General features: G+C 60.8%; 8 protein-coding genes and 1 riboswitch. Of the genes, 4 read left to right on the top strand and 4 right to left on the bottom strand.

Annotated elements, in window-relative coordinates; genetic code table 11:
- Positions 1-10 precede the first annotated feature (10 nt).
- Positions 11-997: an ABC transporter substrate-binding protein gene (locus tag BM074_RS06240; protein WP_027230777.1), complete on the top strand. Its 987-nt coding sequence runs from the start codon at positions 11-13 to the stop codon at positions 995-997.
- A 40-nt stretch (positions 998-1,037) separates the two neighbouring features.
- On the opposite strand, the gene ilvD is transcribed toward BM074_RS06240, so the two are convergent.
- Complete coding sequence (ilvD, locus tag BM074_RS06235; RefSeq protein ID WP_091920530.1) at positions 1,038-2,891, bottom strand: dihydroxy-acid dehydratase; 1,854 nt, start codon at positions 2,889-2,891, stop codon at positions 1,038-1,040.
- Between the two features lie 164 nt (positions 2,892-3,055).
- A complete protein-coding gene (locus tag BM074_RS06230) occupies positions 3,056-3,292 on the bottom strand; it encodes an Lrp/AsnC ligand binding domain-containing protein (protein WP_027230775.1) in 237 nt (78 codons plus the stop codon).
- A 104-nt stretch (positions 3,293-3,396) separates the two neighbouring features.
- A riboswitch (glycine riboswitch) is annotated at positions 3,397-3,483 on the top strand.
- 206 nt (positions 3,484-3,689) lie between these two features.
- Between BM074_RS06230 and BM074_RS06225 the strand changes: the two genes are divergently transcribed.
- From BM074_RS06225 to BM074_RS06215, 3 genes are all read left to right on the top strand, one after another.
- Positions 3,690-4,964, top strand: a complete 1,275-nt coding sequence (locus tag BM074_RS06225; RefSeq protein WP_091920529.1) for a D-amino acid dehydrogenase — start codon at positions 3,690-3,692, stop codon at positions 4,962-4,964.
- A gap of 284 nt (positions 4,965-5,248) precedes the next feature.
- Positions 5,249-7,177, top strand: a complete 1,929-nt coding sequence (locus BM074_RS06220; protein WP_091920521.1) for an autotransporter assembly complex protein TamA — start codon at positions 5,249-5,251, stop codon at positions 7,175-7,177.
- Positions 7,174-11,778 (top strand): translocation/assembly module TamB domain-containing protein, encoded by a 4,605-nt coding sequence (locus BM074_RS06215; protein ID WP_091920519.1) that lies wholly within the window; start codon positions 7,174-7,176, stop codon positions 11,776-11,778. Before BM074_RS06220 ends, BM074_RS06215 begins: the two co-directional genes overlap by 4 nt.
- Before the next feature lie 435 nt (positions 11,779-12,213).
- Here BM074_RS06215 and BM074_RS06210 read toward each other — a convergent pair whose 3' ends face one another.
- Entirely contained in the window at positions 12,214-13,053 is an 840-nt protein-coding gene (locus tag BM074_RS06210; RefSeq protein ID WP_091920517.1) for a fumarylacetoacetate hydrolase family protein, read from the bottom strand.
- Positions 13,054-13,081: 28 nt separating this feature from the next.
- Entirely contained in the window at positions 13,082-13,834 is a 753-nt protein-coding gene (locus BM074_RS06205) for an SDR family NAD(P)-dependent oxidoreductase (RefSeq protein WP_027230770.1), read from the bottom strand.
- Positions 13,835-13,836: the final 2 nt, after the last annotated feature.

The following is a 13,836-nucleotide window of genomic DNA, read 5'->3' as shown; positions in this document are numbered from 1 at the left end:
GAACTGAAGCATGAAGAAAACGTTGGCACTCTCACTGGGCCTCGCCATGACCCTGATGGCCAGCTCGGCGCTTGCTGCGGACAAGCTCGTCCTGCAGCTGAAATGGGTCACGCAGGGCCAGTTTGCCGGCTACTACGTCGCCAAGGATAAGGGCTTCTACGAGGAGGCCGGCCTCGACGTCGAGATCAAGCCGGGCGGACCCGATGTCGCGCCGCCCCAGGTCATCGCCGGCGGCGGCGCCGACGTGGTCGTCGACTGGATGCCTTCGGCGCTCGCAACCCGCGAGAAGGGTCTGCCTCTCGTCAATATCGCCCAGCCGTTCAAGCGCTCGGGCATGATGCTGACCTGCCGCAAGGAAACCGGGATCACCAAGCCGGAGGATTTCAAGGGTAAGACGCTCGGCGTCTGGTTCGGAGGCAACGAATATCCGTTCCTCTCCTGGATGAACCATCTCGGGCTCAAGACCGATGGTGGACCCGATGGCGTGACCGTTCTCAAGCAGGGTTTCAACGTCGATCCGCTGATCCAGAAGCAGGCAGACTGCATCTCGACCATGACTTACAACGAATATTGGCAGGTGATCGATGCCGGCATCCCGGCGGACCAGCTCGTCACGTTCAAGTATGAGGATGAAAAGGTCGCGACGCTGGAAGATGGTCTCTACGTGCTGCAGAAGAGCCTCGACGATCCGAAGATGGTCGACAAGCTTGCGCGTTTCGTCAAGGCTTCGATGAAGGGCTGGGAGTATGCCCGCGCTAATCCGGATGAGGCTGCGACCATCGTCCTCGACAATGATGCAAGCGGTGCGCAGACCGAGAAGCACCAGAAGCGAATGGTCGCGGAGATCAACAAGCTGACGGAAGGCTCGACGGGTGTTCTCGACGTGGCTGCGGCAGAGCGGACGGTCGAAACGCTGCTCGGCGGCGGTTCAGATCCGGTCATCACCAAGAAGCCCGAAGGCGCCTGGACCTCGAAGATTACCGACGCTGCGAAGTAACCGAAACGGCCCTCCGTGTTCTCGGAGGGCCGTCTACCGCCTAGTTCCAATCGTCGGGAATTTGCCGGACCGCCCCGCGGGCAGCACTTGTCGCCATGGCGCCATAGGCGCGTAGCGCGGTCGTTACCTTGCGCTTGCGCTTTTCTGCAGGCTTCCAGGCGGCGGCGCCCCGGGCTTCCATGTGGGCGCGGCGATCAGCAAGTACAGCATCGTCCACCGCGAGGTGGATCTTGCGGTTCGGAATATCGATATCGATCATATCGCCCTCCTCGACGAGGCCGATCAATCCGCCCTCGGCGGCTTCCGGTGACACGTGTCCGATCGAAAGGCCGGAAGAACCGCCGGAGAAACGCCCGTCGGTGATCAGGGCGCAGGCTTTGCCGAGACCCTTCGATTTCAGGTAGCTCGTCGGATAGAGCATTTCCTGCATGCCAGGTCCGCCGCGCGGGCCTTCATAGCGGATAAGCACAATGTCGCCTGGCTTGACGCCGCCATTCAGGATGCCGAGCACGGCGCTGTCCTGGCTTTCGAAGATGCGGGCCGGGCCGGAGAATTTCAGGATCGAATCGTCGACGCCCGCGGTCTTCACGATGCATCCGTCCTCGGCGAGGTTGCCGTAGAGAACCGCAAGGCCGCCGTCTTTGGAATAGGCATGCTCGGCGCTGCGGATCACACCCTTCTCGCGGTCGAGATCGACCGTTTCGAAGCGGCGATCCTGGCTGAACGCGACTTGCGTCGGCACGCCGCCCGGCGCTGCCCGGAAGAAGTCGTGCACCGACTTGTTGGAGGTGCGGGCAATGTCCCAGCGGTCGAGCGCTGCGGCGAGATTGGCCGAATGCACGGAATAGACCGACGTGTCGAGGAGGCCGGCGCGATCGAGTTCGCCGAGAATGCCCATGATACCGCCGGCATGATGCACGTCCTCCATGTGGACATTGGCGACGGCAGGGGCGACCTTGCAAAGCACCGGCACGCGGCGCGAGAGCCGGTCGATGTCGCTCATGGTGAAATCCACCTCGGCCTCATGCGCCGCAGCAAGCAGGTGCAGAACCGTGTTGGTGGAACCGCCCATGGCGATATCGAGCGTCATCGCATTTTCGAAAGCGGCAAACGAGGCAACCGCGCGCGGCAAGACGGTTTCGTCATCCTGTTCGTAGTAGCGACGAGCGAGATCGACGACGAGATGGCCGGCCTCGACGAAGAGGCGGCGGCGGTCCGCATGGGTGGCGAGCGTCGAACCATTGCCAGGCAGCGACAGGCCTAGTGCCTCGGTGAGGCAGTTCATCGAATTGGCGGTGAACATGCCGGAGCACGAACCGCAGGTCGGGCACGCCGAGCGCTCGATGACCTGGACTTCCTCGTCGGAAATGCGGTCGTCGGCCGCCGCTACCATGGCATCGACGAGATCGAGCTTCTTTTCCTTGTCGCCCCAAACGACCTTGCCGGCTTCCATCGGGCCGCCGGAAACAAAGACGACGGGGATGTTGAGGCGCAGCGCAGCCATCAGCATGCCGGGGGTGATCTTGTCGCAATTGGAGATGCATACCATCGCATCGGCGCAATGGGCGTTGACCATATATTCGACGCTGTCGGCGATGATCTCGCGCGAAGGCAGCGAATAGAGCATGCCGTCATGGCCCATGGCGATGCCGTCATCGACAGCGATCGTATTGAATTCCTTGGCGACGCCGCCCGCACTTTCGATCTCGCGCGCAACGAGCTGGCCGAGATCCTTGAGATGGACGTGGCCGGGAACGAACTGTGTAAAGGAATTGACCACTGCAATAATCGGCTTGCCGAAATCCTCGTCCTTCATTCCGGTCGCGCGCCAGAGCCCGCGGGCACCAGCCATGTTGCGGCCATGTGTGGTTGTGCGTGAACGATAGGGAGGCATTTGGGATCATCCTGATGGTCGTGGTCGAAAAAGCATCTCTACAGACAAACAGAGCCGATGGCAAAATGGCATTTGTTTCCTGCGGGGCGTGCAAATTGTTGCATTTATTTCATAGTGGACTTCATCTCTGCCCGAAACGGGACGTAATGTCTCGGGGCTCGCGTTCAAAACGCCGTGAAAGTCATCGTCGTCAAGGAACGGGCAATTCCCGGAATTCCGAGCACGTTGTCGTTGATGAACTTGCCGACGTCCTTGTCCTCGGCGATGTAGATCTTTGCTAGGAGGTCATAATCGCCGCTTGTCGAATAAAGCTCCGATACGATTTCACGCTCGTAGAGGGCAGCTGCGACCTCATAGGTCTTGCCGGGGAAGCACTGCAGCTGCAGGAAGACGGGTTTCATTTATCTGCTCCGGTGGTCTGAACTGGTGCAATCAACATAATGGGTCCGGGCTTCGTTAGCCAGTTGTTCTCGTCTCGCGGTTGCGATATAAGCAGCCCGTTCGCACAGGCTATCTGGGAGAGACCGGTAAAACCGGCGCCGATGGAGCAACCGCCCCGGAAACTCTCAGGCAAAAGGACCAGACTAGCGTCGGACATCTGGAGAGTGGCGTGGCTTCGAAGGCTTCGCCCACCGAAGGAGAAAGCCCTGACCGGCGCAAGCCGGTAACGCAGCCGAGACAAGGGATGGCAAACATCCGGCAGGTGCGTAAGGGCCAAACTCTCAGGTCCCGTGACAGATGGGGTTTCGTGCCGCTCGCGGCGAAACTGGAACCATTTGTGCTGAAGGACTAACTGCCATGACCTCGATCGCCATTATCGGCGCTGGTATCACCGGCGTCACCACCGCCTATGCGCTTGCCCGCCAGGGGCACACCGTCACCGTTTTTGATCGCAACCGCTACGCGGCGATGGAGACGTCGTTTGCCAATGGCGGCCAGCTTTCGGCGTCGAATGCCGAAGTCTGGAACAGTTGGGGCACCGTGCTCAAGGGCATGAAGTGGATGCTGCGCAAGGATGCGCCGCTGCTCATGAATCCAAAGCCATCGTGGCACAAATATTCGTGGATGGCGGAGTTCGTCATGAACATTCCGCACTATGAGAAGAACACGATAGCGACAACCAGACTCGCCATCGAGGCGCGCAAGCGCATGTTCGAAATCGCTGCCGAAGAGAACATCGATTTCGACCTCGAGAAGCGCGGCATCCTGCATATCTATCGTTCGAAGTATGGCTACGACCATGCCGTCAAGGTCAACAAGCTGCTTGAAGCAGGGGGCCTAGACCGCCGCTCGGTCACGAACGAAGAAATTCACCACATCGAACCAGCGCTCGACGGCACGTTCCATGGCGGCTTTTTCACGCCCTCAGATTCGACGGGCGACATCCACAAGTTCACCCGGGGCCTTGCCGAAGCATCGACGCGCCGTGGCGTTCGCTTCGTAGGCGACGCCAATGTGCAGACGCTGAGGCATGAGAAGGATGGCATCGTTGTTGCCTGGAACAGCGCCTCACAGGCGCTTTCGCCGGTCGAGAGCGAGCGCTTCGATGCGATCGTCATCTGTGCCGGCATTGCCAGCCGCAAATTTGCTGCGCAGCTTGGCGACAGGGTCAACATCTATCCGGTCAAGGGATACTCGATCACCATCAACCTCGGTGACGAGGCAAGCCGTACGGCAGCGCCGTGGGTGAGTTTGCTTGATGACGATGCCAAAATCGTCACCAGCCGGCTCGGCGCGGGACGGCTGCGTGTCGCCGGCACCGCCGAGTACAATGGCGAAAACCGTGACATCCGTCACGACCGCGTCAAGCCGCTGGTCGGTTGGAGCCGCGATCTCTTCCCGGGCATGGATACATCGAATGTGGTGCCGTGGGCTGGCCTTCGCCCGATGATGCCGAACATGCTGCCGCGCGTCGGCAGCGGCAAGCGGCCAGGTGTCTTCTACAATACGGGACATGGCCATCTTGGCTGGACGCTCTCGGCTGCAACTGCGGAGATCGTTGCCGGTCATATCAGCGCGGCGATGCCGGCGGAAAAAACCGGGCAATCGGAGTGGCTGGCCGCCGCGGAATAATTGAACTGCAGAAGCGCCGGCCTGACCGGCGCTTCGTCGTTTCAAGCCGGTCTGTTGCATTGTTCTAACAAAAAGTGATCCGCACCCGGCAGAGTTCTGTGGCGATATGGCCACAAGAAAACCCCTAGGCGCCCAGAGCGTGGTCTTAGCGGGTTGGCCCACCCTGACCGGCATGTTATCAATTTCTTAAGCTCGGGAGAGGATTTTTAACAATCCGTGGGGATGTGTCTCCATGCCTGCGGGCGTAATGTGTGTCATTTTTTGAGTAAGGATTTTGCTGGTTGATGGAATTGAGGCGCCCACAGGCCAAGCTTTTCGGCGCCGCTTTGCTGGCCTTCACCGCGCTTGTTTCGCCGGCGCAGGCGTTTGACCTCTTCGGCATTCATCTATGGGGCGAGCGCAAGACGGATGACGCGGATGCCGTCATTGCCGACCCGCACCGCTACAGCGTCGAAAATGCGCAAGGCGAGGACAAGGCGACAACCAAGCTCGTCGCGGGGGCATCGAGCCTTGTCGAGGATGAAGATAAGCCTGCCTCCGGCGCGGCGGGCCTGATCGCCAAGGCACGGGGAGACTACCGACGCATTCTGGGCGCGCTTTATGCCGATGGCCGCTATGGCGGCACGATCAGCATCAAGATCGACGGCCGGGAGGCAGCGGATATTCCACCCGATGCCGATTTGCCCAATCCTTCCACGGTCGTGATCGCCGTCGATCCCGGACCGCAATTTCTGTTTGCATCGACGCGCATAAAGAATATGGCGCCGCTGCCTATCGACCCCAAGGACGTCGTTGACAGGCCCGAAGATCAAGGCTTCGCACCAGGCGATGTTGCGACATCGACGGCGATCCTGAAGGCGGAACGCCTCGCCGTTGACGCATGGCGCGAACAGGGCCACCCCAAGGCCCGGATCATATCGCGCGACGTCGTTGCCAATCACGATGACAACAGGATCGATGCCACCATTGATGTCGAGCCCGATCGCCGCGCCGCCTTCGGTCCTGTGACCGTAAGGGGTACCGAACGGATGGATCCGGAGTTCGTGGCCTTCATCACCGGATTGCAGCCGGGGGTGGAGTATGATCCGGACGAAATCGAGCGCGCCAAGAAGCGGCTCTCCCGTCTTGAAGTGTTCCGCTCCGCCCGCATTGAAGAAGCCGACGCGATCACACCGAACGGGCTGCTGCCGATCACCGTTGCCGTGCAGGAACAGAAGCTGCGCCGGTTCGGCCTCGGCGGCAGCTATTCGACGCTCGACGGCGCCGGTTTCGAGGCCTATTGGCTGCACCGCAATCTCTTCGGTCACGCCGAACGATTGCGCTTCGATGCGAAGATCGGCGGCATTGGTGGCCAGTCGTTCAATCCGCAGGACTATAATTATCTTCTTGGCGTGACCTTCACCAAGCCGGGCGTTTTCAATCCGGATACTGATTTCGTCACGTCGCTCATCGGCGAGCGCCAGGTTCTCGATGCCTATACGCAGACGTCGATTACGGCGCAGGGCGGGTTCACGCGGATTTTCTCCGATGAACTGACCGGCAAGATCATGGCCAACGTCGCGAAATCGCGTTTCGACGACGATTTTTTCGGCAAGCGTGATTTTCTGACGGCGGGCTTTATCGGTGGGCTCACCTATGACAGCCGTGACAACAAGGTCGATCCTTCGAAGGGATATTACCTCGAAGGCCTGATCACGCCCTTCTACGAGTTCGAGTACGGCAATTTCGCCAGCAAGTTCACCGCTGAAGGCCGCACCTATTACAGTTTCGATGCCGACAAGCGCTTCATCCTGGCCGGACGCTTGAAGCTCGGCAGTATTGTCGGAGCCGACATCGCCGAATTGCCGCCAGACCAATTGTTCTTTGCCGGCGGCGGCGGCTCGATTCGCGGCTATGCTTATCGCAATGTCGGCGTGAACGTGACGCGCGACGGCGAGGATTTCGTCATTGGCGGGCGTTCGCTCGTCGAAAGCTCGGTCGAAGCGCGGGTACGCATGACCGATACGATCGGTGTCGTCGGCTTCGTCGATGCGGGCTATGTCGGCGAACAGTCCTATCCGGACTTTTCCGAACAGCTCCGTGTCGGCGTTGGCGCAGGCCTGCGCTACAATACCGGCCTTGGACCGATCCGCCTCGACTTCGCGGTACCGCTCGACCGCACCCACGACGACCCCGATTTTGCTCTCTATGTTGGCATAGGACAAGCGTTTTGACCCGGTTCCTCGTAAGTCTCTTCCTGCTGCTTTTTGCAGCGCCGGCCCTGGCGCAGGATAGCGCCGAGGCGGAGAAGTCCTACTTCCTGAGTTTCGTTCAGAACCAGCTTTCGACCCCTAACCGGCAGATCGCCATTTCGGACATCCAGGGCGTGCTTTCCTCCGAAGCGAGCATCGGCAGCATAACTGTGGCGGACCGCGAGGGCGTCTGGCTCAAGATCACCAATGCCCGCATTGTCTGGAGCCGCCTCGCGCTTCTCAGAGGCCGGCTCGATATCAACACGCTTGCCGCCGACCGAATCGACGTCTTCCGCAAGCCGCTTCCCGACGACAGCTTGCCTTCGCCGGAAGCCAAGGGTTTCAGCCTGCCGGAACTACCGCTAGCTGTCATCCTCCAGGATCTGCAGGTGGCGCGCATTGCCTTCGGCGACGGTGTATTCGGGCTTCGGTCGGAAATCTCCATCGCGGGCAACCTGAAGCTTGAAAGCGGATCGCTTGATACGACGCTTGCCGTCAAACGCCTGGATGGACCCGGCGGCGAGTTTAATATCAAGGCGGCTTATGCCAATCAGAGCCAGCAGCTCGACCTCGATCTGACCTTGAACGAGCCGCAGAACGGCATCGTTGCCAACCTTCTTAATATTGAAGGCAGGCCCCCCGTCGCGCTGGCGCTGAAGGGATCGGGGCCGGTAAGCGACCTTGCCCTGCAGTTGACGCTCGACGCGGCCGGCAAGCGCGTTCTCACCGGCGATACCAAATTCGACCGCCAGCCGGATGGCCTCGCCTTCAAGGCAACGATGAACGGCGAAATCGCTACGCTGGTGCCCCCCATCTTCCGTGATTTCTTCGGCAACGAGACCGCACTCGTCGTCAATGGCGTCGCCCGTGACGGTGGCGGTGTCGCGCTCGATCAGCTCAGCATCAGGAGCAATTCGCTCACGCTCAACGCCACTGGCGATACGACCGACGATCTCTTCCCGCGCCGCCTGAAGATCGATGGCACTATTGCCAATCCGTCCGGCAAGAAGGTGATCCTTCCGGTCAAAGGCGGGCAGACCACCGTCGACAAGGCCGTGCTTGCCGTCTCGTTCGGCGCCAGCGCCACCAACGACTGGACGAGCAGCATCGAGATCACCAACCTGACGACGGAGAGCTTTGCCGCCCGTAACGTCAATCTTCTTGGCAAGGGCATTGCCGAAAATCTCGACAGCCCGACCGCTCGCTCGCTCACCTTTGACGTAACGGGCGACGTTTCCGGCATTACCGCGACGCGCGCCGATGTTGCCGAAGCGCTCGGCGATAAGATCCAGCTCAAGATCAATGGCGACTGGAAGGCAGGTACCCCCGTTAACCTAAGCCAGGCTCTCATCGCGGCGAATGGATTCAGCGCTGGCCTTGAAGGCACGATCCAGAATTTCGCCTACCAGGGCGATATTCTGGTCAAGGCATCGAGCCTTGCACCGTTCTCCGCCCTTGCTGGGCGCGACCTTGCCGGCTCGCTCGACCTCAAGGCCAATGGCTTGATCGAGATGCTGAAGGGCGGGTTCGATCTCATGCTCGACGGGCAGGCAACTGGCATGAAGCTCGGCATCGACGCTGCCGACAAGGTGCTTGCCGGCGAGACGCGCCTCACCGGTGGTCTTGCCCGCGGCGAAGCCGGTCTTAGCGCCAGGAACTTCCGCGTGGAGAATCCACAAACGCTTCTAACGGCCAACGGAACCTTCGCGACTGGCGCAGCGAACTTCGATTTCGGCCTCGATCTAAGCGATCTCGCCCTGCTTTCCGAAAAGGCAAAGGGCGCTCTCAAGGTAAAGGGCAGCGCCCGCGGCCAGGACAATATCATAGCGCTCGCCTTCAATGCCGGCGTGCCGCAAGGCGCGCTCTCGGGGCGCAAGCTGACCGATGGGGCCCTGACCTTCAATGGCACGCTGTTCAATGGCAATGTCGACGGCAGGGTTTCCGGTCTCGCCTTCCTCGACGACAAGCGGGCAGACCTCAGCACGAATATCGCAATCCGTGCTGACGAGAAGCGCTTGAGCGATATCCAGTTCATCGCCGGCGGGACCAGGCTGCGCGGCGATGTCACGCAGAACCTGAAAGGGCTGCTGCAGGGTAATTTTACCCTTGCATCGACGGATCTTTCGACGGCGGCGGCCCTGTTCCTCGTCAATGCCACCGGTAAGGCGGATGCAACGATTGCGCTTACCCACGATGACGAGAAACAGAATGTCGAGGTCAAGGGGCAGGTCAACGGCTTGAAGGCCAATGATATCCGTGTCGGCAAGGCAGCGATCGCCCTGACGGCGCAGGACATCTTCAAAGTTCCTTCCGCCAATGGTTCGGTGACCGCGACTGATGTATCGGCGGCCGGTATCGATATCACCGTGGCCGAAGCGCGCGCCATGCAGTCGGGCCGAACGACCAATTTCGTTGTTGGCGCAAGTCTCGCCAACAGCGCGCACATCGCCACGACCGGCGCACTGCAACCCACGGACAACGGTTTCCAGTTGTCGCTTGCCAAGGCTGAGCTGACACGCGGCGACGTCGCCGCGAGGCTGACCGCACCGGCCGCGATCAATGTGGCTGGCAGCAATATTTCCTTTGGCGATATCCTGCTCGATATTGACGGGGGCAAGGTCACCGTCAGCGGTGATGTTGCCGAAACGCTGAGCTTGACCGTCGCCGCACAGCGATTGCCGCTCAGCATCGCCAATCTGATCAAGCCCGACCTTGGGCTCGGTGGCGAGATCAACGGCCAGGCGCGGATCGGCGGAACACGCCAGAAACCGGACGTGAATTTCGATGTGCAGGCACGCGGCATTACCGCTGCCGCGCTGAAGCAGGCGGGTGTCGACGCCGTCAATGTCGATGCCAAGGGGACCTCGACCACCGACCAGCTGAACGTCGACGCACATGTGACCGGCGCCGGCGGTATCGATGCGTCGGCAAAAGGCTCCGTTCCGCTTGCCGGTGGCCAGCTCGGCGTTGATTTCAACCTGCGCAGCCTGCCGCTGCGGGCGCTCAACGGCGTCGTCCGGGACCAGAATCTTGGCGGCGATATCTCGGGCAGCGGCCGTGTCACCGGCACATTGAGCCGGCCCGATGTGGAGTTCAACCTGAAAGGTGCCGGCCTTACCGCACGTCCCCTGCAGGACAACGGACTGGCGCCATTGCAGCTTGCCGCCGCGGGCCGTTTTGCCAACAACGTGCTGAACCTTTCTTCCGCCAAGGTGGACGGGCCGCAAGGCCTGACCGTATCGGCCGACGGCAATGTTCCGCTGTCCGGATCTGGTCTCGGCGTCAACGTCACCGGCCGGATTCCGCTTTCGCTGGTCAATCGTTCCCTCGCCGAGCGCGGGACGCAGGCCAAGGGCACCATTGAAGTGTCAGCCGCTGTTTCGGGAAGCTTCAGTCAGCCGCAGATTCGCGGCAACTTCTCCGCCAATGGCGCCGAGGTGCTCGACCCGCAGACGAATCTTCGGCTGCAACGCATTACGTTGCTTGGCGATATGGCGGGAACGACGGTGACCATTCGAAGCTTCAACGCCGCGCTTTCGACCGGCGGCTCGATCAGCGCCAGCGGCACGATTTCGACGGACGCTGCTGCGAATTTCCCCGCCAATATCGATATCCGGCTGGATAAGGCGCGCTATGTCGATGACGACCTGCTCGTTGCGACCGTTACGGGCGCGCTTACAGTCCGCGGTCCGCTGACCCGCGATCCGGTCATTGCAGGCAACATCGATGTCAATCGTGCCGAGATCACCGTGCCGGAAAACTTCGGCGGTTCTGCCGCAATGATCGATGTGCGCCACAAGGACCCGTCGAAGGCGGTGGTGAAAACGTTGCGCCGCGCCGGTGTCGATGGAACGCGGAAGGCTGGCGAATCGACGGCGCGGCCGAGCATCGTTCGTCTCGATATCAACGTGAACGCGCCGAACAAGATCTTCATTCGCGGTCGCGGCCTCGATGCCGAGATCGGCGGTTCGGTGCGCCTGACTGGTCCTGCCACCGATATCCAGCCGGTCGGCGCCTTCGATCTCATCCGCGGCCGGCTCGGCATTCTTGGCCAGCGCATCACCTTTACCGAGGGCCAGGTCACGCTCGTCGGCGATCTCGACCCCGAAATAAACTTCGTTGCAACAACCCAAGGGTCGGACATTACCGTCAATGTCATGGTGAGGGGCCGGGTATCCGACCTCAAGATCACCTTCTCGTCGCAACCGGAACTGCCGCAGGACGAGGTTCTTGCCCGGTTGATATTCAAGCGCTCCATCGGCGAATTGTCGCCGCTGCAGGTGGCGCGCCTCGCTGCTGCTGCAGCGGAACTCGCCGGTGGCCAGCGTTCGTCGCTGCTCGATAATCTGCGCAAGAGTACGGGCCTTGATGATCTCGACGTCGTCACCGACGCCAAGGGCAATACCGGCGTGCGCGCCGGGCGCTATATCCGCGATAATGTCTATCTCGGCGTCGAGGCGGGTTCGGGTGGATCGAGCAAAGGCACCGTTAATCTCGACATCACGCCGAACTTAAAGGCGCGAGGCTCCGTCGGTGCCGACGGCGATTCGGGCGCAGGACTATTCTACGAAAAGGATTATTGAGGGCCCGCCACCCGGAGAGGACGGCGGCGAGGCTACCGTCTGGCGGGTGAGTGTGGCGGCCAGGAAATCAAGAAACGCGTCCCGGCATCCGTTGCCACTTGAATGCAGTCGGGAATGGCGGCTGACAGGCCTCTCCGGGCTGCGAAGCTACGCCAAACTCGGCGCCTGGCCTCACCTACTCACCGCCAGCACCACTGCCATTGCCATCCTTGTTCACAACGGTCAGCATCATGCTCGTCCACAAACTTCCGCCATCCTCCCCATCACGCTGCCGCCATCCTCACCACCAGGCTGGCGTCATCCTCGCCACCACACTGCCGTCATCCTCGGGCCCTTATCCCGAGGATCCATGCCACTGGCTAAGCCACGATGCAAAGAGTGGATCCTCGGGACAAGAGCACGAGGATCCGATGCGAAAAGCGAAAATCCGCCGGACTAACCCTGGACGACCTTCTGATGCTGTTCGCCGAGGCCTTCGATCCCGAGTGCGATCACGTCTCCGGCCTTGAGAAACACGTTCGGCTTCTGGCCGAGGCCGACGCCGGGTGGTGTGCCGGTCGAAATGATGTCGCCCGGATGCAGGCTCATGAACTGCGACAGGTACGAGACGAGGTATTTGACGCCGTATACCATCGTCGCCGAGGAACCGTCCTGGTAGCGGTGGCCGTTGACATCGAGCCACATCTTGAGGTTCTGCGGATCGGCGACTTCGTCCTTGGTGACGAGCCAGGGACCGGTCGGGCCGAACGTGTCGCAGCTCTTGCCCTTCGTCCACTGGCCCTGACGCTCGGCCTGGAACGCTCGCTCGGACACGTCGTTGATCAGGCAATAGCCGGCAACGTAATCAAGAGCCTCATCCTCGCTCACATATTTCGCGTGCTTGCCGATGACGACGCCAAGCTCGACCTCCCAGTCGGTCTTTTCCGAGCCGCGCGGAATCTCGACATCGTCGTTCGGACCGACGATCGCCGACGTCGCCTTCATGAAGATGATCGGTTCGGGCGGCACCTTGGCGCCGGTTTCGGCAGCGTGATCGGAATAGTTGAGACCGATGCAGATGAATTTGCCCGTTACCGCCACACAAGGGCCATAGCGGTCGGCCTCGACCAGCGGCAGCGACGCCGGATCAATTGCAGCAAGCTTCTTCAAGCCTTCCGGTGATATGGCATCGCCGGCGATATCCTTCACGTGGGCAGAAAGATCGCGGACCTTGCCGTCCTTGTCGACAAGGCCCGGCTTTTCCTGGCCCGCAGGACCATAGCGCAAGAGTTTCATGGTTTTACCTTTTCCTGACTGGAGGGCGTCAATAGGTGGCGCGGCCACCCGAAATATCGAATACGGCGCCCGTGGTGAATGAGCATTCCTCGCTGGCGATCCATGTGATCAGCGAAGCGAGTTCATCGACCTTGCCAAAACGCTGCATCGGGATCTTCGAAAGCATATAGTCGATGAAACTCGGTTGCAGTTGCTGGAGAATTGGCGTGTCGACCGTCGCTGGCGTGATCGCATTGACCGTAATGCCATCCTGAACCAGTTCCTTGCCAAGCGATTTGGTGAGACCGATCACAGCCGCCTTGGAAGCGCTGTAGGCCGAGGCATTGGGATTGCCCTCCTTGCCGGCGATCGAGGCGACATTGACGATGCGACCATAGCCGTTCTTCTGCATGATCGGAACGACGAAGCGGTTGCAATAGAAGAGCCCGTTGACGTTGATGTCGAAGACACGCTTCCATGCGTCGATCGGGTAATCGGCGACCTTGGCATTGGGACCGGTAATGCCGGCAGAGCAGATCAACACGTCAATCTTGCCGAACTTCTCTGCCGTCGACTTTGCAGCCGCTGCCACTTCGTCTGGAGCCGAGACGTCCACCCTGATACCGTGGGCGCCATCGCCGAGCGCCGCCCGGGCTTCTTCTATCTTGCCGGCGTCGACATCCCACAGGCTGACCGTGCCGCCCTCCGAGACAATGCGCGCGGCCGTGGTCAAGCCTATGCCCGAAGCGCCGCCGGTAATGACCGCATGCCGCCCTTCATAGCGCCTTATTGCATTCGCCATGG

It is taken from the genome of Phyllobacterium sp. CL33Tsu, from assembly GCF_900113985.1.
Classification (GTDB): Bacteria; Pseudomonadota; Alphaproteobacteria; order Rhizobiales; family Rhizobiaceae; genus Phyllobacterium; species Phyllobacterium pellucidum.
The sequence above is the reverse complement of the archived record's forward strand: the minus strand, read 5'-3'. Positions and strand labels throughout refer to the sequence as shown.

What these genes read in the sequence shown, in the direction of transcription:
- BM074_RS06230 (WP_027230775.1), bottom strand. Translation starts at nt 3,292, where the DNA reads ATGAAACCCGTCTTCCTGCAGCTGCAGTGCTTCCCCGGCAAGACCTAT.
- BM074_RS06240 (WP_027230777.1), top strand. Translation starts at nt 11, where the DNA reads ATGAAGAAAACGTTGGCACTCTCACTGGGCCTCGCCATGACCCTGATG.
- BM074_RS06210 (WP_091920517.1), bottom strand. Translation starts at nt 13,053, where the DNA reads ATGAAACTCTTGCGCTATGGTCCTGCGGGCCAGGAAAAGCCGGGCCTT.
- BM074_RS06220 (WP_091920521.1), top strand. Translation starts at nt 5,249, where the DNA reads ATGGAATTGAGGCGCCCACAGGCCAAGCTTTTCGGCGCCGCTTTGCTG.
- ilvD (WP_091920530.1), bottom strand. Translation starts at nt 2,891, where the DNA reads ATGCCTCCCTATCGTTCACGCACAACCACACATGGCCGCAACATGGCT.
- BM074_RS06225 (WP_091920529.1), top strand. Translation starts at nt 3,690, where the DNA reads ATGACCTCGATCGCCATTATCGGCGCTGGTATCACCGGCGTCACCACC.
- BM074_RS06205 (WP_027230770.1), bottom strand. Translation starts at nt 13,834, where the DNA reads ATGGCGAATGCAATAAGGCGCTATGAAGGGCGGCATGCGGTCATTACC.